Raw genomic sequence first — 17,429 nt, 5'->3', positions numbered from 1 at the left:
AGAGTGTGTTCCCAATTATTGGCCATTAAGTTCTAAACCGATAAATTAATTTGTCCCTGCTGTTCTCGCTTCATAATACTCAAAACGGATTCAAGGCGTTGTTTGGTTTCTGAGTCATCATTGCTGATCGCCCCACGTATCCCATCCTGAACTTTATCGAAAAAATTGATGAGTTTCGCATCGTCGGGTCTTAAGTCTTCAGCTGACAGTTCTTTACCAACCGGAATATCCATCGCGAGGTAGGAAAATGACCACATTTCTTTCGGTGATAACTCTCCGGCTTTGGCTTTTTCATTTGCCCAGTTAAATAGATCGGATTGTGTCATATTAGCAAAATTCGGTTTTGTTGGAGCCGTATTGTTTTTCGTACTGCTTACTGAATCTGGGCCAACGTTTTTCTCTGTGCCGTCGGGTTTCCTTGTTAGAACTGCTGTCGGCTGGTTTACGGTATCAATCTGCATAATTGCTCCTGAATGTGTCATTTAGCAGTGCAATCATTAATACAAAACTTGTGCCAAACGTTGGCTATTGAACTAAGAATATCGGTCATTGCTTGAAGTGCTTGGCTTACATACAAAGGTTTATCCCCAGCTTATAGTTACGTCGTTGTTTAGTCACGGAGAGACAGATGGCGTTAGCGCGAGTTTATACCCGGGCATTGATAGGTATTCATGCGCCGGAAATTCGGGTTGAAGTGGATCTGGCAAGGGGAATGCCAGGATTTGCTATGGTTGGCATGCCTGCAACTACAGTAAAAGAGGCTCGGGATCGGGTCAAAACCGCCTTGATGAACGCGGGGTTTGAATATCCACCGGCCACGCGTATTACGGTGAATTTAGCGCCGGCGGATATTCCTAAAACCGGGGCGCGTTATGATTTAGCCATAGCGGTTGGCATTTTGGCGGCTTCGGGGCAGATACCGGATGCTATTCTGGAGCAGGCGGAATTTTATGGTGAGCTGGCGTTAACCGGTGAGTTGCGTGCGGTAAATGGCTTAATCCCAGCCTTGTTGGCGTGTCGTAATAAAAAGCGGCAGGCGTTTGTACCTATTACTAACGAGCAGGAAGCCGGGTTAGTACGTGAACAAAAGAGCTGGCTGGCGGCTGACTTGGTCAGTGTTTATGAACATTTGCATGATCACCAGCCACTGAGGGAATCAAAGTCGATAAATTGGGCAAAGGAATCATCGAACGATGATGGTGATTTAGCCGATGTTGTAGGGCAGGAGCAAGCTAAGCGCGCCTTGTTGTTATCTGCGGCAGGTAAGCACCACTTGTTGTTCGTCGGGCCACCGGGAACCGGTAAAACCATGCTGGCGCAACGTTTGAATGGGATATTGCCAGCCTTAACTGAGCAGGAAGCTATGGAAATTGCGGCGGTTAAGTCGGTGTCTTTTGATTACCATCATGCGGAGGCGTTAACACGGCGCGAGCTGCGAAATCCGCACCATACCTGTACAGCCGCTGCGCTTGTGGGAGGTGGAACGGGTAATTCTGTTCGTCCAGGAGAAATATCCTTAGCAAACAACGGGTTATTATTTTTAGATGAGATGCCCGAGTTCAGTCGACATGTATTGGACTGCTTACGTGAACCACTCGGAAGCGGTGAAATTACCATTAGTCGTGCAGGATACAACGTCAAATTCCCGGCTAACTTTCAGCTGGTTTGCGCGCTGAACCCTTCTCCTTGCGGTCAATTCGATGGCTCCTTAGCTAACTGCCGGTCCACACCTGACCAAATTCTCAAGTATTTAAACAAGCTTTCAGGTCCTTTGCTGGATCGTATCGACATCCAGGTGATGGTGCCACGAGAAACGGAATCAATGAGTCTGAATGGTGGACCCAAACGCAATAGCCAAATGACTTCTGCAGAAGCAAAAAGCTTAGTCGAGAAAACCAGGCAGCGCCAAATACAGCGACAGGGCTGTCTGAACAGTCAGGTTAAGCCGAAAGCGCTGAAGCAAATATGCGAGTTGTCAGACAAAACAGAAGCATTTTTAGCAAAAGCCTCCGAAAAGATGAAGCTGTCCCACCGAGCTTATCACCGGACTCTGCGTTTAGCCCGAACCATTGCTGATTTAGCTGAGAGTGACGCCATTGAGCAGCAGCATTTAGCCGAAGCTCTCAATTACCGAGCCCTAGATCGACTCATTGATCAGGTGCAAAGCTTGTAGCCTGACGCTATTGCGTCAGGTGCGATCTACCCGTCTATACCAATAGGTAAAAATCACTTTGGGTGGTTAGCTCGACATCTCACCTGACGTACAACGTCAGGTTACGCCACGGCTATTTTGTATATACATATGTATTACGCTACAGTTTAAGAAGCTAACTCGTTAGAGCAAAGAATCTATGAAAAGTATGGAAGCTAGCAGTATCCCTGCATGAATTGGAGAGTCGTATGAAAAAAGAAGATATCAGAGAAGCGGTTGAGCAAGATGAAAAATGGGATAGTGGTGAATTAGGTCAAGAAGAAGCTTATGTAGAACGTGTGGGATTTGACCAGGCAATTGAAGATGCAATCAATCAGTCTGTGCGACTGCGGCCTATATCTATTCGTATGGAGGAAGAGCTCATCGACGATTTGAAGACCATCGCAGAGCATTATAACTTGGGATACCAACCGCTAATTAGGCAACTCCTGAAGCGATTTGTGGCATCGGAAAAGAAAGTCCTGAAGCAAAGAGCTCAGGTCATGGAAATCAAAGGCCCAGAAGATCAAAGAGCTAATGAAGGGTAGCCTGACGCTATTGCGTCAGGTGCGATCTGCCCGTCTATACCAAGAGGTAAAAATCACTTTTGGTGGTTAGCCCGACACCCCACCTGACGTGAACGTCAGGTTACGGGCTGCAACCTCAGCGCTCGCTACTAAGCCATTGTTTGAACAATTCGACAAAACGTTCCAGGTGTTCGCGGCTGACATCCAGATGGCACACTAGTCGCAGCTTTTGGCCGCCGGGCAGTTTAATGTCGTGTTCTGCCATTAGTTCCCGCAAGCTGTCCGCCGGTAAACTGTCCGGTAGTTCGACAAAGGTCATGTTGGTACCGGAATAGCGGACTTTGGCTTCGGTACCTGCCAGCAACTCAGAAAGTTGTTGAAACAACCATTCAGCGTTGTCGTGGTCCTGCTGTATACGCTCAAACTGATTCGTTAACGCGTAATCAATGGCTACGGCAACAAACCCGGCCTGACGCATACCGCCGCCGACCATTTTGCGCCAACGTCGAGCGCGAGCAATTAATTCTTTTGAGCCTGCCAGCAGTGAACCAATAGGCGCCCCCAGACCTTTTGAACAGCACAAAGACACGCTGTCGAAAGGGGCGGCGAGTTCCGCCATGCTGCGGCCGCTGGCAATAGCGGCGTTGGGCAGGCGCGCGCCGTCTAAATGCATCGACAAACCATTTTGATCGGCCAGAATACGGGCTTTATCAAAATAGTCCTGGTCTATTAACTGCCCGCCGTGGGTATTTTCAAAGGCCAGCAAGCGGGTGATAGGAAAGTGCGGGTCGTTGGGTTTTATACGCTTTTCAATAGTTGCAAGCGACAAGGTGCCATCGGCTTCTACTTCAATGGTCTGTGGCACGATGCTGCCTAAAACTGCAGCGCCTCCGGCCTCGTAGCGGTAAGTGTGATACTCCTGACCGACAATGTACTCTTCGCCGTTACGGCAGTGGCTCATTAACCCCAGCAAGTTACTTTGTGTGCCGGAGCTGCAAAGCAAAGCATCTTCCTTACCGAGCAATTCTGCCACCCGCTTTTCCAGCGCGTTAATTGACGGATCTTCACCATAAACATCATCACCGACGGTCGCTTCGGCAATAGCAGTGCGCATAGCAGCGCTGGGAAGGGTTACGGTATCACTGCGTAAATCCAGCATAACAGCCTCATTTTGGGGTTAGTTATAACAACTATCATCCGGTTCTAAGCGCAAGGTTGTTTAGCGAGCTCAGTCAAGGGATAATGACCCGATATTGAACCAGACACTCGACAACAAAGCGAGCCAATATGAAAGTTTTTAATAATGTAATGGAAATGGTCGGCAACACGCCAATGGTGCGCGTTACCAATATGGACACCGGCCCGTGCGAGCTGTATTTAAAACTCGAGCTGCAAAACCCGGGCGGCTCTATTAAAGACCGTATTGCGGTGGAAATGGTTGAACAGGCCGAAAAGCAAGGCAAATTAAAGCCGGGCGATACTATTATTGAAGCGACTGCCGGTAATACCGGACTGGGTCTGGCGTTAGTGGCGGCGAGTAAAGGCTATCCGCTGAAAATTGTTATGCCGGACAAAATGAGCCAGGAAAAAGTAAACAACCTGCGTGCTATGGGTGCCGAAGTGGTACAGACGCGTTCCGATGTGCAAAAAGGCCACCCTGAATACTATCAGGACATGGCAGCGCGCATGGCGGAAGAAAACGGCTACTACTATGTTAACCAGTTTGAGAATCCGGCAAACGTCGATGCTCATTACAAGACGACAGGTCCGGAAATTTGGGAGCAAATGGAAGGTAACCTGGATGCGTTCGTCTGTGGTGTTGGCTCTGGCGGAACCTTAACCGGTGTTGGCCGTTATTTACGCGAACAAAAAAGCGATATCGACTTAGTATTGGCTGATCCGGCAGGCTCTATTTTAGAACCACTGGTTAACCGTAACGAAGAAGTGGAAGCGGGCAGCTGGTTGGCCGAAGGCATTGGTGAAGATTTTATCCCGACCATTTGTGACATCAAATTAGCCAATACTGCGTTTGCCATTTCTGATAAAGAAGGCATGCAAACCGCACGTAAAGTACTGGAAAAAGAAGGCGTTATGGTGGGTTCATCAAGCGGTACTTTAATTGCAGCGGCGCTGCGTTATTGCCAACAACAAACCGAGCCAAAACGCGTTGTAACGCTAGCTTGTGATACGGGTAACCGCTACCTGTCCAAGCTGTTCAACGACGACTGGATGCGTGAGCAAAACCTGCTGTAATACTTGTTGTAAATTAAGGAACCTGAATCATGGCAAATGAAAAGACAATGAAATTCGCGACGCGCGCCATTCATGGCGGGCAGTCTCCGGAGCCTGTTACCGGTGCGGTAATGCCTCCTATTTTTACCAGCTCTACCTATGCTCAGGAAAGCCCGGGCCAACACAAAGGTTTTGAGTATTCACGCTCACACAACCCCACGCGCTTTGCCTGGGAACGTTCTGTTGCTTCTTTGGAAGGTGGCAAGCAGGGGCTGGCTTTTGCGTCTGGCATGGCAGCAACCTCGACCATTCTGGAGCTGCTGGACAGCGGCGACCACATCGTTGCTATGGACGACTTATACGGCGGTAGCTTCCGTTTATTCGACAAAGTGCGCGGACGCTCTGCTGGCCTGAAATTCTCTTATGTCGACTTAGCTGATTTAAGCGCAGTGGAAGCCAGCATTCAGGACAACACCCGCATGATCTGGGTGGAAACGCCAAGCAACCCGATGCTGAAGCTGGTCGACATTGAAGCCATAGTTAAACTGGCTAAGAAAAAGAACCCGGATATTATTGTGGTGGTGGATAACACTTTTGCCACGCCGTTTAACCAGCGCCCGCTGGAAATGGGCGCAGACATGGTTATGCACTCAGCAACCAAATACCTCAACGGTCACTCTGATATGGTCGGCGGTATTGCCGTTGTGGGCGATAATGACGATTTGGTTGAGCGCATGTTGTTTTTACAGAACTCTGCAGGTGCTATTGCCGGTCCGTTTGACTCATACCTTGCACTGCGCGGCGTGAAGACACTGGCATTGCGTATGCGCCATCACAATGAAGCGGCAATGGAGTTGGCTAAATGGCTTGAACAACACCCGAAAGTGGAAAAAGTCATTTACCCGGGGCTTGAAAGCCATCCTCAGCATGAGCTGGCGAAAAAGCAGATGCAGGGTTTCGGCGGCATGATTTCTATTTTGCTGAAAGGTGACTTAGAAGCGGCGCGCAAATTCCTGGAATCAGTAGAAGTGTTTGCACTGGCCGAAAGCTTAGGTGGTGTTGAATCGCTGATTGAACATCCGGCCATTATGACGCACGCGTCGGTTCCAAAAGAGAATCGTGAGAAGCTAGGCATTTTGGATAACTTCGTGCGGGTGTCTGTTGGTATTGAAGATCTGGATGATCTTAAAGCCGACTTAGACAACGCGCTTAGCGCATTTTAATCGCTATTAACGATTAAAAATTCAATTTTTAATATGTAAAACCGGCCTTTTGGTCGGTTTTTTACTTTTGATTTCATAGACTTATACAAAGTTTTACAGTTTAGTCATAATTGAGTAGTCTTTATCTATCAGTAATTACTTGCGAGTAAAAACTGATTTAGAACAAAAAACAGAAACGCAAAGACGTTTTTTAAATAACGAAAAGGAAAGACTTATGCTATTGAGCCTCATGGTACTCCAAGGACTCGTAGCCGCTCTATTGTTTTATACTTTAGTGGGCCAGCATCAGAAAAAACCACTATGGAATTTGTTAGCGGTATTAACCGCCGGTTTCATTCCACCGGTAAACTGGGCGCTTCTTGTGTTCGCTATTGGTGTCAGAATGTGGCGTCGTTCGCCGCAAACCAGCACACCACAAAACATAACGGCAAAGCTCAGCCATTAAGTGGCTAAAGAGCAAGGCAATTTAGCAGTATGTCAGACACAACTAATGTACGACCCTTTCATTTAGCCATTCCTGTCAGCTCACTCGATAATGCCCGTGGGTTTTATGGCGATGTGCTTGGGCTGTCACAGGGACGCAGCAGTGACGAATGGATAGACTGGAACTTCTTTGGTCACCAGTTTGTGACTCACGTTGCACCCAATGTTGCCGGTTTAAAAAATCACAGCGGCGTTGATGGCCATTCGGTTCCCGTTCCACATTTTGGCGTTGTCTTATTACGTGATGACTGGGAGGCACTGGCAGAACGTGTGAAAGCTGCGGATATTGAGTTTGTCATAGAACCCTACATTCGCTTCAAAGGTAAGCCGGGCGAGCAGGGCACTATGTTCTTCTACGACTACTGCGGTAATGCGTTAGAATTCAAAACCTTTAACGACGACAGTCAAATATTCGCAACCTGAGCTTTTTGAAACCCGATTGACTACTGGCGCAGCTTTGCCTCTTCCGGCTGCGCTGCAACGTTACCACCACTTAGCACCAAGCCTACTCGTTTGCCTTCAAACAGCGCTTTATTTTGTATAACCGCAGCTAAAGCGATAGCAGACGACGGTTCCACAATAATTTTCAGATGATGCCAAACTAGTTGCATGGCGCTTAGGGTGTCTTCATCCTTCAAGACTAAGATATCGCCGATACGTTGCTGAATAATAGCAAACGGCAATTCACCGATTTGAGTCAGTAAACCATCGCACAGGCTTTTCGCGGGTAACGCCGGTTGCCGCTCTCCGGCTTTTAACGATAAAAAGGCATCATTCGCTAATTCGGGTTCTGCGCCGAACACTTGTATTTCGGTACCGTCACAGGCAAGACAGGCACCTGAAAGCAAGCCACCACCACCCAGTGGCGTTATTACCGCATCCAGTGCGTCAGTTTGCTCCAGTAACTCAAGTGTTGCTGTGCCCTGACCGGCAATAATGTCGGCATGATCATAAGGCGGTATAAAGTGACTTTCACCTTCCTTTTGCCACTTGGCCACAATGGCTTCACGCGCGGCCATACCCGGTTCTATGTTGGTAATTTCCGCACCACCGGCTTCAATATTTTGCCGTTTTATTGCGGGAGCATTAGTGGGTACGCCGACTTTTACTCTTACACCCAAAGCTTTACCTGCGTGGGCTAATGCCGCACCATGATTGCCGGAAGACACGGTGATAACCCCTTGCTGGCGCTGTTTCGGGCTAAGTTTAAGTAACGCGTTAGTGGCCCCCCGGAACTTAAAGGCCCCGGTACGTTGCAGATTCTCGCATTTGAAAAATAATTCGCAGCCCAATTGCTGATTTAACGCAGGGTTTGTCAGCACAGGGGTCTTGACGGTATAGCTATTAATTCTTTGCTGCGCTTGTACGACATCGGCATGGCAGGGGAGCGATAACTTCGGCATAATACGAGCCCTTAACGAATAAAACGACACAGTGATAAGCATACACTGTCTGGAGCCGGAACGTGAGTCAACTCGATACCTTTCAGCGCATACGCGAACTACCGCATGAACAGCAAATTGTTATGGCGTTATACCTGTGCGAACGTATGGTTCCTAATTACGATTTCTTTCATCAGTTAACCGGCTTTGGCGACAGTAAACCTTTGCACGGCACGTTAAATGCCTGCTGGGACTGGGTAGCCAACCCGAAGAAAACCAAGGTTAACTTTGCCCGCTGGCAGGAAAAAGTGGACGAACAAACGCCCAGTGAATACGGGCACGACATGTTGGGTGTGTATCCGGCAATGGATGCCTGCACAGCGTTAAGTACGTTGTTGCAGGGGCTGCTGGACGATAACGCGTCTAATTTTCTGGATGTGGCAAAAATATCGCAAGCCAGTGTGGCGAAGTTTATTGAACTCAATGACGCCGAAGACGTGGGCACCGAGCAGTTAAAAGAGCACGTTCAGACACATGAGCTAATGGAATACGAAGTGGCTATTCAGCAGGCCATGATCAACTTTCTTGAACAACAGCCTGCGGTAAACAGAGCTTTGGTAAGCCAGTTAAAAATGATGCTTAACGACGAGGGGGTGTCGAACCTTGGTCTGGCTTTGGACGCTGAAGAATAGACAGCCAGGCGAAAATACCAAAGGCCAGAATTTGCCAGCTGTCGCCTTTGCGCCAGGGGAAAACCTCTTTCATGGTGGCAACAAAAATACCAAGCAGCAGCAAGTGCGTGATAACCATAATGGCTAATAACAAGCTCAGCAAACCAATGGACTGAGTGCTGAGCTCGCCGTTTGTCCCTGCAAGCAAAGCAAAAAGACCCAGCCAGATAACGGCAAAAACCACTTTGCCCGCAATAATAATAACTTTCATTCTATGTCCTTAGTCAGTAAGCGAAAGCAAACTTGTCCGTGAGTTTTCTCTTTGGTCACACGCCAGTTGGCCGGTAATTTCAATGGCCACTCTTTTTCTGTTTCCAGATATACCTGATTGTCGACTGTCAGCCAGTTATTTTCATCCAGCAGCTTTAATGTTTTATCAGCCAGACCTTCGCGAAACGGCGGGTCAATAAAAACAATGTCGTAGGCTTCAGCGGCTTGAGTTTGCAGCCAGTCGAGTGCGTTATGGGTAACAACCTCAATGCGCTCGCTGTTTAATAAGCTAATATTGTTCTGTAACTGCTGGCTGACCGCTTTTACGGCCTCTATCAGAGTCACCTGAGCCGCTCCACGCGACGCAGCCTCGAAGCCTAAGCTTCCACTGCCGGCATATAAGTCCAGCACCCGGGCGTCGGTAATGTCCCACTGCAGCCAGTTAAACAGAGTTTCGCGTACGCGGTCCGTGGTGGGACGTAAACCCGGGCTGTCGGCAACGGGAAGGCGACGACCGCGCCATTGTCCGCCAATAATCCGATAGTCGCCGCTGGCGCTTGTCTGGCGTTTTTGTTTCACTCTGTGGCTTCCTTTATTCAGACCGTCGTCAGTTTGTTAACAGCATGGTAAACTAAAGCCTATAGTTTAACGATTCCTGCGTGTCAGTTCCAAGGAAACCAATATGTCGATGTTTTCGCTGTTTAAGAAAAAGCGTAATGAAAAGGCGCCTGAGGCCGAAGAAAAGAAAGAAGAGACGGTAGTCGAAGAACAGGAGCAGCCAGAGCCTGAATCAGAAGTTGAGCCTGAATCTAAGCCTCAGGAAGAGCCGAAACCAGAAAGAACCGAGACACGCGAAGAATTGCCCAGTGCAGTTGAGGACTGTGCGCAAGTTACTGCTGAATCGCATGCGGCAAAAACTGCTCCGGAAGCGAAAGAAGCAGCTCAACCGGAAGTGATCACCGAGCCTGAGTCAGTAGTTGAACCAGAGCCTCAGCCTCAGCCTCAGCCAGAACATAAGCCAGAACCAACTGAAGTCGCACCGAAAGAGAAAGGTGAAAAGAAAGGTTTCTGGGCACGTCTGACTCAAGGTTTACGCAGAACTTCCGGTTCTATCGGTTCAGGTCTTATTGGTGTATTCCGCGGTAAGAAAATTGATGACGACCTGTTTGAAGAACTCGAAACTCAGCTATTAATGGCAGACCTGGGTGTAGCAACCACCACCAAAATTATTGATAATCTGACGAAACAAGCCGACCGCAAGCAGTTAAAAGACGCGGAAGCTTTGTATGATTTGTTACAAGAGCAATTAGCTGAGATTTTAAAGCCAGTCGATAAACGCCTGGAAATACCGGAATCTGATTCTCCTTATGTGATTCTAATGACCGGCGTAAACGGTGTGGGCAAAACCACCACTATTGGTAAGCTGGCTAAACAATTTAAAGCCGAAGGTAAGTCGGTAATGCTGGCTGCCGGAGATACTTTCCGTGCGGCGGCAGTAGAACAGCTGCAGGTTTGGGGCGAGCGTAACGACATTCCGGTTATTGCTCAACATACCGGAGCCGACAGTGCCTCGGTTCTTTATGACGCGCTGCAGGCCGCTAAAGCACGTGACGTTGATGTGCTTATTGCGGACACCGCAGGACGCCTGCAAAATAAAGCCAATCTAATGGAAGAGCTGAAAAAGCTGGTTCGGGTAATGAAAAAGCTGGATCCGGAAGCGCCGCACGAAGTGATGCTGACGCTTGACGCTGGTACCGGACAGAATGCTATTAGTCAGGCAAAACTCTTTACCGAGGCTGTGGGCGTTTCGGGTATTGTGATGACTAAGCTCGACGGCACCGCAAAAGGCGGGGTGATTTTCGCGGTCGCAGACCAGTTCGCTATTCCTATCCGCTATATTGGGGTGGGCGAAAGCTTAGAAGATTTACGGCCTTTTGTGGCAAAAGACTTTATCGCGGCGCTATTTGACCGTAACGTAGACGAATCAGAACAGACAACAGCGAGTTAATCATGATCCGCTTTGAGCAAGTCAGTAAAACCTATCGTGGAGGCCATCAGGCGCTAAGCCATGTCGACTTCCACGTAGAGCCCGGTGAAATGGCTTTTTTAACGGGTCATTCCGGTGCGGGTAAAAGTACCTTGCTCAAACTCATCAGTTTAATGGAAAGACCAACCGCAGGCCGGGTGCTGATTAACGGACATGACCTGCGAAAAATTAAGCCTTCGCAAGTGCCTTATGTGCGCCGCGATATTGGCATGATTTTTCAGGATCACCGCCTGCTCATGGATAAAACCGTGTTCGATAACGTCGCATTGCCGCTGATTATTGAAGGCTACAGTGTTCAGGAAGCGCGCAAGCGTGTCGTGGCTGCATTGGAGAAAGTGGGTATAGCCGACAAAGTAAAACACTATCCGAAAATGTTATCCGGTGGTGAGCAGCAACGAGTGGGTATTGCCCGCGCTATTGTGACCAAGCCACCGTTGCTACTGGCCGATGAGCCCACCGGTAACCTCGATCCTAAGCTGTCGATGGAAATTATTCGGCTGTTTGAAGAATTTAATAAAGTCGGTGTTGCTGTCCTCATTGCCACCCACGATTTAGGTCTTATTGCGCGCTTACGCTACCGTACGTTAACTTTAAAAGACGGGCGTATGATTAACGATGGGCTGGAGGACAGTGAACTATGAGTTTATTGTTCCGTAACCGCAGCATTGAAAAAGGTGCCAGTAATCGCGGCCGCTTACCCTGGTGGCGTCGACTCATTATGGTTCCTGTGCATCATGCCCAGCAGGCCATTGCCAGTTTAGGCGAATTGTGGCGTAACCCTTTTGCTTCTTTTATGACCATGGCGGTACTGGGGCTGAGCCTGACGTTACCGTCATCGCTTTACGTGTTAGTCAAAAATACCACCAGTATTGCCGATAACTGGCAGGAAGCCTCTGAAGTTACCTTGTTTTTAAGGAAGGATCTGCAGCAATCTGAAGTCGACACATTAAAGACGCAAACGGAGCTCTCCGAAGGTGTTGAGTCAGTGCGTCTTATTCCCAAAGAGCAGGGATTGGAAGAGTTCAAGAAAGAGTCGGGCTTTGGTGAAACACTGGATTACCTCTCGTCAAACCCGCTGCCGGACGTGTTGGTCGTTATTCCGGCTGAGTCGCATCGCTCACCGCAGCGAGCCGAGGAATTGCTCAACCGGCTGGAAAAACAACGCGAAGTCGCTTACGCGAAAATGGACCTGGAATGGCTTAACCGACTACAGGGAATTCTTAATTTAATTGAAGATATTCTCGGAGCGCTGGCCGTGGTGCTGTGTTTGTCGGTGGTGCTTATTGTAGGGAACACGATTCGGTTAAATATACTGTCCAAGCGTGACGAAATTATGGTGATGAAACTGGTTGGCGCGACTAACGCGTTTATTCAGCGTCCTTTTTTATACACCGGTGTCTGGTACGGAATTATTGGCGGACTGGTTGCCTGGTTGGCAACCGCTTTACTGATCTGGTGGGTCGAGAGTGCCGTAGTAGATTTAACTGAACTTTACGAAACGCCTTTCCAATTAAATGGTCTGACGTTAGGCGAGCTATTGATTATATGGTTGGTCGCTGTAGGATTAGGTTTAGCAGGTTCTTACTTAGCTGTAAGACGTCATATACAAAGCATAGAACCTGAATAAAATGGGGTTGCGAAAGCCATAGGCTTAGTTATACTGAATTACCTGATCTGCAATGATCATAATGGAACTTTTAGACTCAAAAAGGGTCTTAAAAGCTGACTGAAAGCAGTAATTAAGTCGGTATTTTAAGTAGAGGTTGTTAAATGAGCACTGAATTAAACACTATGGCATTATCGGTTCCCCAAGGGGCAGGACTCGACGGCTATATTCAGTCAGTCAACCGTATTCCTATGCTCACCGCCGAAAAAGAAAAGGCGTTGGCAACAAGATTATACGAGAACAGTGACCTTGATGCAGCGAAAGAACTCATCATGTCGCATCTCCGTTTTGTGGTACACGTAGCTCGTAGTTATTCGGGTTATGGTCTGCCGCAAGCCGATTTAATTCAGGAAGGCAATATTGGCCTAATGAAGGCCGTGAAACGCTTTGACCCATCAGTTGGTGTGCGTCTGGTGTCTTTTGCTGTTCACTGGATAAAAGCAGAAATTCATGAATACGTGCTGCGTAACTGGCGCGTTGTTAAAGTGGCAACCACTAAAGCACAGCGTAAGTTGTTCTTTAACCTGCGTAAAATGAAAAAGCGTTTAGGTTGGTTTAGCCAGAAAGAAGTTGAAACGGTAGCTAACGAGCTTGGTGTCAGTACTAAAGAAGTGCTGGAAATGGAAACTCGCATGAGCGCCCACGATCAGGCGTTTGAACTGAGTTCAGACGACGATGACTCGAAAGAGGGCAGTGCCTATTCTCCGGCGATGTATCTGGAAGACAAGCGTTCCGACTTAGCCGCAGAAATTGAAGCCGAAGACTACGAAAGCCATACTCAGCAGAAACTGCTGGGTGCAATGAGTCACTTAGACGAACGTAGTCAGGATATCGTCCAGTCTCGCTGGTTATCGGAAGACAAAACGACGCTGCATGACTTGGCAGCAAAATACGAAGTTTCAGCAGAGCGTGTTCGCCAACTTGAACAAAATGCGATGAAGAAGCTTCGTCTCGCAATGAGCTAAATGAAGTGCCACATTGGTTGCGGTGCTTGCTGCATAGCCCCCTCAATTAGTTCTCCCATCCCCGGTATGCCTAACGGCAAACCGGCGGGTGTGCGTTGTGTTCAACTCGATGATGATAATTTGTGTCGTTTATTCGGGCAGCCAGAGCGGCCGAAAGTGTGTGGTGAGTTCACTGCAGAGGATTACGTCTGTGGCGAAACTCGCGAACAGGCGCTTATTTTGCTGACGTCACTGGAAGAAGATACCCATTGCGGTTAGCCACAGTGGTTAACTCAGATACGAATACCAACTCAATACCTTGTTCTTGCAATTGTGGTAGTTGCTTTTGCAGAAAGCTCAGGGTTTCTGGGTACGGATGCCCAATGCCTATGGCTTGTCCCTGACGTTTGGCTATACTCAGCAATTGATCAAATTGCTGCTGTAAATACGGCTCATCAACCTGGTTATCAAGAAACACATGCCTGTGTGATGTCCGTACACCAAGTTCTCCTGCCATTTGTTCTGCAACGCTGAACTCAGATGTCCGGCTATCAAGAAAAAAGAGTTCACGCGCCGCCAGTGTCTCCATCACCGCCTGCATAGGCACGTGTAGCTGGGTCAATTTACTCCCCATATGGTTATTGACGCCTGTAACGTAAGGTATAGAGTCCAGTGCATCAACCAATTGCAGTTTTATTTGCGCATTATTCATATCCGCGGTGACCACTCCGGGACCCGGGCGGTTATTTTCAACGGCTTCCATTGGCATATGCAGTAATATTTGTTTCTTCTGATGATGGGCGCGTAAGGCGAAAGCGCGTGCATAAGGAGTATAGGGCAGCACCGCGAAACTGATATTGCCGGGTAACAGAGCTGCTTTTAAATCGTTTTTATTATTGCCTATATCATCGATAACAATGGCTATCTTAGAGGCATAAGCTGGCGTCATCAGGCAAACCAGTAAACCCAAAGAAAGTACAAGCCTTAACATTAGCGTATCCAGTTACTTGGGTTTTGTGGACGCCCCTGATGGCGAATTTCAAAGTAAAGTGCCGCACTATTACGTGAACCAGACTGACCCATCAGTGCAATTTCTTCGTCCTTACGGACTTTATCGCCAACCGCTTTTGTTAATGTCTGGTTGTGGCCATATAAGCTCATATAACTCTCACCGTGGTCAATAACGATGACTAAACCAAAGCCTCGCAGCCAGTCTGCATATACCACGCGGCCGTTAGCAATAGAACGAACTGGTTGGCCGTTTTGTCCTTCAATGAGCACACCTTTCCATTCAACCGGACCTTCGCGGCGTTGTCCAAACAAGCGTTTCACGTCTCCGTCACTTGGCCAGCGAAGTTGATTCTTTACTGCCTGCAGGCCAACCAGGCGAACGTCTTTTTGCTGAGCCAGCGCGGTTTCAATGGCACTTAATACCTGCTCTAATTGCTCCCGGCTTTGCTCCAGTTGATTCACCCGGGATCGGTCTTTACGTTGCTGCTGTTGCAGCTCTGCTAACTTTTCTTCCTGCCGGTGTTGCTGCTGCTCCAGTTGTGCGCGTTGTTTTTCTTGTTCTGCCTGTAAGCTGGCTAACTCGTTTTGTTGTTGCTTAAGTTGTTCTGTCAGCGTGGCAATTTCTTCCTGAGTGCGCCGAATAACCTCAATCTCTTCAACTCTGGCGGCATTCATGTATTGGTAATAGCTCAACATTCTTTCAAACTGGCCAGGGTCTTGTTGGTTTAACAGCATTTTCAGAAAGTCGTGTTTACCGTTCATATAAGCGGAAACCAGCTGATCTTCCAGTTGTGTCATCTGCTGCTTTTGTTTTTGCTTAAGCTCTTCGCGGCGTTGTTCTGAGTCAGCTATTTCTGCAGTAACTTCTTTAAGTTCGGTTTCGGTTTGGCGCAAAGAACCGGCTATTTCTGAGGTTTTTATTTCCAGATCACGCAGTTGTCGTTCAGTTGAGTTTAGCGCACTGCTTCGCTTTTCTATAGCCCGCAAACGTTTAGCCAGTTCCTCTTTAACCGCTGCAATTTCGGCTTGAGTTGAGGCTTTATCATCTTCGCTATAGTCCTGCGCTAAACCGGGGCTGATAACAACCAGCCCCAGCGCCATTGCCCAAAACAGCCTTATTGGCATAAGTTAATCCTGCTCTAACGTCATTAGCGACGTACCGGTCATTTCGTCCGGTTGCTCCATGCCAATTAAGTGCAGTATGGTTGGGGCAACGTCAGATAAGCGTCCATTTTGGGCTTTAGCCGGTCGGCCCACATAAATGAAAGGTACAAGTTCGTTCGTATGTGCGGTATGTGCCTGCCCGGTCGTGGCATCACTCATTTGTTCTGCGTTGCCATGGTCCGCCGTTATCAGACATTCACCACCAACGGCTTCTAATGCCGAAACCACTCGTCCGACACTGTGGTCAACGGCTTCACAAGCTTTAACGGCGGCATCAAAATTACCAGTATGTCCAACCATGTCACCGTTAGGGTAGTTGCAAATAACAACGTCGAAGGCCTGCGACTCAATGGCTGCAACCAACTCATCGGTAAGTTGTTCTGAGCTCATTTCTGGTTGTAAGTCGTAGGTTTTAACTTTAGGCGAAGGAATAAGGACACGCTTCTCGCCCTCAAATTCCTGCTCGCGTCCGCCGCTGAAAAAGAAAGTAACGTGTGCGTATTTTTCTGTCTCGGAAATACGCAGCTGAGTTTTATCATGCTTAGCAAGCCATTCACCCAGTACATTATTCAAAGGCTCGGGTGGGAAGGCGCTGGGCGCTTCTAAGGTATCGGCATATTGGGTCAGCATAACGAATTCACTGATATCAGCGCGCGAGCCACGGTCAAAACCGTCGAAGTCGTTGTCGACAAAGGCTTGAGTCATTTCACGGGCACGGTCAGCACGGAAGTTCATAAAAAATACGGAATCACCGTCGGCAACTGGTGCTGGCTGCCCAATAATAACTGGGGTGACAAACTCATCGGTTTCGCCGCGCTCGTAAGCGTCTTCCAGCGCGTCTGTTGCATTGGGTGCGGTTTTGCCGGAAAGTCCGTGATAAATAGCTTTGTAAGACTGTTCAATGCGCTCCCAGCGTTTGTCTCTGTCCATGGCGTAGAAGCGACCACTTAAGGTGGCGAAACGGCCTTTACCCAGGCGTGCGAATAAACCCTCTAAGCGCTCAATGGAAGCCAGTGCCGATTTTGGTGGTGTGTCACGACCATCCAGGAAAGCATGTAGGTAAACGTCTTCTGCACCTTCTTCCACGGCCATTTCAATCATGGCAATAAGGTGGTCTTCATGGCTGTGAACACCGCCGGCAGAGAGTAACCCCATAATATGGACGGCACCCTTAGCTGCTTTGGTTTTTTTCAGGGCGTCGCAAAGTACAGAGTTACTGTAAAAACTGCGATCAGAAATGGCTTTGCTAATGCGGGTGAAGTCCTGATAAACGATGCGACCGGCACCTAAATTAACATGACCCACTTCGGAATTACCCATCTGGCCGTCCGGTAAACCAACCGCGCCGCCGGAGCCGTCTACCAAACAATGCGGGTACTTTTCCCATAAACGATCCATAACCGGAGTATTCGCTTTGGCTATTGCATTATCGGGGGCATCTTCACGATAACCCCAGCCGTCCAGAATCAACAATACCAAAGGTTTTATCGTAGGAGTCATAATGGGCCTCATTGCTCGGTGTTTTCACAGATGAAATTAGCCAACATTCTACTCGATTTCCAGAGGTTACGCATCCACCCAAGATTTTTCTGGAAACTGCGATTTGTACAGGTATACT

20 protein-coding genes are annotated in these 17,429 nt (G+C 48.4%); 12 read left to right on the top strand and 8 right to left on the bottom strand.

All coding sequences use genetic code 11. The features are described from left to right. Positions 1-32 precede the first annotated feature (32 nt). Positions 33-461 carry a hypothetical protein gene (locus NJR55_RS00845; protein WP_253616984.1) on the bottom strand — a complete coding sequence of 143 codons (429 nt, stop codon included), beginning with the start codon at positions 459-461 and terminating at the stop codon, positions 33-35. 167 nt (positions 462-628) lie between these two features. On the opposite strand from NJR55_RS00845, the gene NJR55_RS00840 reads away from it, so the two are divergent. Both NJR55_RS00840 and NJR55_RS00835 read left to right on the top strand, forming a co-directional pair. Continuing rightward, positions 629-2,173: a YifB family Mg chelatase-like AAA ATPase gene (locus NJR55_RS00840; protein ID WP_253616982.1), complete on the top strand. Its 1,545-nt coding sequence runs from the start codon at positions 629-631 to the stop codon at positions 2,171-2,173. Between the two features lie 227 nt (positions 2,174-2,400). Beyond that, positions 2,401-2,739 (top strand): hypothetical protein, encoded by a 339-nt coding sequence (locus NJR55_RS00835; protein WP_253616980.1) that lies wholly within the window; start codon positions 2,401-2,403, stop codon positions 2,737-2,739. A gap of 115 nt (positions 2,740-2,854) precedes the next feature. Here the strand turns inward: NJR55_RS00835 and ltaE are convergent, their stop codons facing one another. Beyond that, positions 2,855-3,877, bottom strand: a complete 1,023-nt coding sequence (gene ltaE / locus NJR55_RS00830; protein ID WP_253616978.1) for a low-specificity L-threonine aldolase — start codon at positions 3,875-3,877, stop codon at positions 2,855-2,857. Between the two features lie 128 nt (positions 3,878-4,005). On the opposite strand from ltaE, the gene NJR55_RS00825 reads away from it, so the two are divergent. From NJR55_RS00825 to NJR55_RS00810, 4 genes are all read left to right on the top strand, one after another. Continuing rightward, on the top strand, positions 4,006-4,971 hold the full coding sequence (locus tag NJR55_RS00825; protein ID WP_253616977.1) for a PLP-dependent cysteine synthase family protein: 966 nt from the start codon (positions 4,006-4,008) through the stop codon (positions 4,969-4,971). Between the two features lie 29 nt (positions 4,972-5,000). Continuing rightward, positions 5,001-6,173, top strand: a complete 1,173-nt coding sequence (locus NJR55_RS00820) for a cystathionine gamma-synthase (protein WP_253616975.1) — start codon at positions 5,001-5,003, stop codon at positions 6,171-6,173. A 229-nt stretch (positions 6,174-6,402) separates the two neighbouring features. After that, positions 6,403-6,618, top strand: coding sequence for a hypothetical protein (locus tag NJR55_RS00815; protein ID WP_253616973.1), 216 nt, complete (start codon positions 6,403-6,405; stop codon positions 6,616-6,618). Between the two features lie 29 nt (positions 6,619-6,647). Further along, the gene (locus tag NJR55_RS00810; protein WP_253616970.1) at positions 6,648-7,079 is read left to right on the top strand and encodes a VOC family protein; all 432 of its coding nucleotides are present in this window, start codon (positions 6,648-6,650) and stop codon (positions 7,077-7,079) included. A 20-nt stretch (positions 7,080-7,099) separates the two neighbouring features. Here NJR55_RS00810 and NJR55_RS00805 read toward each other — a convergent pair whose 3' ends face one another. Next, positions 7,100-8,059, bottom strand: a complete 960-nt coding sequence (locus tag NJR55_RS00805; protein ID WP_253616968.1) for a threonine ammonia-lyase — start codon at positions 8,057-8,059, stop codon at positions 7,100-7,102. Between the two features lie 62 nt (positions 8,060-8,121). Here NJR55_RS00805 and NJR55_RS00800 point away from each other — a divergent pair, with 62 nt between their 5' ends. After that, positions 8,122-8,730, top strand: a complete 609-nt coding sequence (locus NJR55_RS00800) for a YjaG family protein (protein WP_253616966.1) — start codon at positions 8,122-8,124, stop codon at positions 8,728-8,730. On the opposite strand, the gene NJR55_RS00795 is transcribed toward NJR55_RS00800, so the two are convergent. Next, positions 8,678-8,980 (bottom strand): DUF1145 domain-containing protein, encoded by a 303-nt coding sequence (locus tag NJR55_RS00795; protein WP_253616964.1) that lies wholly within the window; start codon positions 8,978-8,980, stop codon positions 8,678-8,680. The genes NJR55_RS00800 and NJR55_RS00795 overlap by 53 nt on opposite strands. Further along, positions 8,977-9,558, bottom strand: coding sequence for a 16S rRNA (guanine(966)-N(2))-methyltransferase RsmD (gene rsmD, locus NJR55_RS00790; RefSeq protein WP_253616961.1), 582 nt, complete (start codon positions 9,556-9,558; stop codon positions 8,977-8,979). The genes NJR55_RS00795 and rsmD overlap by 4 nt, the downstream gene beginning before the upstream one ends. Before the next feature lie 103 nt (positions 9,559-9,661). Between rsmD and ftsY the strand changes: the two genes are divergently transcribed. The 5 genes from ftsY to NJR55_RS00765 all read left to right on the top strand — a co-directional run bounded on the left by ftsY (position 9,662) and on the right by NJR55_RS00765 (position 13,915). Next, positions 9,662-10,987, top strand: coding sequence for a signal recognition particle-docking protein FtsY (gene ftsY, locus NJR55_RS00785; protein WP_253616959.1), 1,326 nt, complete (start codon positions 9,662-9,664; stop codon positions 10,985-10,987). Positions 10,988-10,989: 2 nt separating this feature from the next. Continuing rightward, positions 10,990-11,667, top strand: a complete 678-nt coding sequence (gene ftsE, locus NJR55_RS00780; protein WP_011233490.1) for a cell division ATP-binding protein FtsE — start codon at positions 10,990-10,992, stop codon at positions 11,665-11,667. Continuing rightward, positions 11,664-12,653: a permease-like cell division protein FtsX gene (gene ftsX / locus NJR55_RS00775; RefSeq protein ID WP_253616956.1), complete on the top strand. Its 990-nt coding sequence runs from the start codon at positions 11,664-11,666 to the stop codon at positions 12,651-12,653. The genes ftsE and ftsX overlap by 4 nt, the downstream gene beginning before the upstream one ends. A gap of 143 nt (positions 12,654-12,796) precedes the next feature. After that, the gene (gene rpoH, locus NJR55_RS00770; protein WP_034818946.1) at positions 12,797-13,657 is read left to right on the top strand and encodes an RNA polymerase sigma factor RpoH; all 861 of its coding nucleotides are present in this window, start codon (positions 12,797-12,799) and stop codon (positions 13,655-13,657) included. After that, entirely contained in the window at positions 13,658-13,915 is a 258-nt protein-coding gene (locus NJR55_RS00765) for a YkgJ family cysteine cluster protein (RefSeq protein ID WP_253616954.1), read from the top strand. Here the strand turns inward: NJR55_RS00765 and NJR55_RS00760 are convergent. The 3 genes from NJR55_RS00760 to gpmI are packed head-to-tail and all read right to left on the bottom strand — an operon-like array spanning position 13,872 to position 17,311. Then, on the bottom strand, positions 13,872-14,627 hold the full coding sequence (locus NJR55_RS00760; protein ID WP_253616953.1) for a divergent polysaccharide deacetylase family protein: 756 nt from the start codon (positions 14,625-14,627) through the stop codon (positions 13,872-13,874). The genes NJR55_RS00765 and NJR55_RS00760 overlap by 44 nt on opposite strands. Then, positions 14,627-15,772: a murein hydrolase activator EnvC family protein gene (locus tag NJR55_RS00755; protein ID WP_253616952.1), complete on the bottom strand. Its 1,146-nt coding sequence runs from the start codon at positions 15,770-15,772 to the stop codon at positions 14,627-14,629. The genes NJR55_RS00760 and NJR55_RS00755 overlap by 1 nt, the downstream gene beginning before the upstream one ends. A 3-nt stretch (positions 15,773-15,775) precedes the next feature. After that, positions 15,776-17,311, bottom strand: coding sequence for a 2,3-bisphosphoglycerate-independent phosphoglycerate mutase (gene gpmI, locus NJR55_RS00750; protein ID WP_253616951.1), 1,536 nt, complete (start codon positions 17,309-17,311; stop codon positions 15,776-15,778). Between the last annotated feature and the right edge of the window lie 118 nt (positions 17,312-17,429).

The sequence above is a fragment of the Idiomarina rhizosphaerae genome, from assembly GCF_024159085.1.
Lineage (GTDB): Bacteria > Pseudomonadota > Gammaproteobacteria > Enterobacterales > Alteromonadaceae > Idiomarina > Idiomarina rhizosphaerae.
Note: the sequence above shows the minus strand (reverse complement) of the source record. Positions and strands in the feature narration are given on the sequence as shown.

Coding starts and splice junctions, on each gene's coding strand:
- NJR55_RS00845 (WP_253616984.1), bottom strand. CDS start 461: ATGCAGATTGATACCGTAAACCAGCCGACAGCAGTTCTAACAAGGAAA.
- NJR55_RS00840 (WP_253616982.1), top strand. CDS start 629: ATGGCGTTAGCGCGAGTTTATACCCGGGCATTGATAGGTATTCATGCG.
- NJR55_RS00835 (WP_253616980.1), top strand. CDS start 2,401: ATGAAAAAAGAAGATATCAGAGAAGCGGTTGAGCAAGATGAAAAATGG.
- ltaE (WP_253616978.1), bottom strand. CDS start 3,877: ATGCTGGATTTACGCAGTGATACCGTAACCCTTCCCAGCGCTGCTATG.
- NJR55_RS00825 (WP_253616977.1), top strand. CDS start 4,006: ATGAAAGTTTTTAATAATGTAATGGAAATGGTCGGCAACACGCCAATG.
- NJR55_RS00820 (WP_253616975.1), top strand. CDS start 5,001: ATGGCAAATGAAAAGACAATGAAATTCGCGACGCGCGCCATTCATGGC.
- NJR55_RS00815 (WP_253616973.1), top strand. CDS start 6,403: ATGGTACTCCAAGGACTCGTAGCCGCTCTATTGTTTTATACTTTAGTG.
- NJR55_RS00810 (WP_253616970.1), top strand. CDS start 6,648: ATGTCAGACACAACTAATGTACGACCCTTTCATTTAGCCATTCCTGTC.
- NJR55_RS00805 (WP_253616968.1), bottom strand. CDS start 8,059: ATGCCGAAGTTATCGCTCCCCTGCCATGCCGATGTCGTACAAGCGCAG.
- NJR55_RS00795 (WP_253616964.1), bottom strand. CDS start 8,980: ATGAAAGTTATTATTATTGCGGGCAAAGTGGTTTTTGCCGTTATCTGG.
- ftsY (WP_253616959.1), top strand. CDS start 9,662: ATGTCGATGTTTTCGCTGTTTAAGAAAAAGCGTAATGAAAAGGCGCCT.
- ftsE (WP_011233490.1), top strand. CDS start 10,990: ATGATCCGCTTTGAGCAAGTCAGTAAAACCTATCGTGGAGGCCATCAG.
- ftsX (WP_253616956.1), top strand. CDS start 11,664: ATGAGTTTATTGTTCCGTAACCGCAGCATTGAAAAAGGTGCCAGTAAT.
- rpoH (WP_034818946.1), top strand. CDS start 12,797: ATGAGCACTGAATTAAACACTATGGCATTATCGGTTCCCCAAGGGGCA.
- NJR55_RS00765 (WP_253616954.1), top strand. CDS start 13,658: ATGAAGTGCCACATTGGTTGCGGTGCTTGCTGCATAGCCCCCTCAATT.
- NJR55_RS00760 (WP_253616953.1), bottom strand. CDS start 14,627: ATGTTAAGGCTTGTACTTTCTTTGGGTTTACTGGTTTGCCTGATGACG.
- NJR55_RS00755 (WP_253616952.1), bottom strand. CDS start 15,772: ATGCCAATAAGGCTGTTTTGGGCAATGGCGCTGGGGCTGGTTGTTATC.
- gpmI (WP_253616951.1), bottom strand. CDS start 17,311: ATGACTCCTACGATAAAACCTTTGGTATTGTTGATTCTGGACGGCTGG.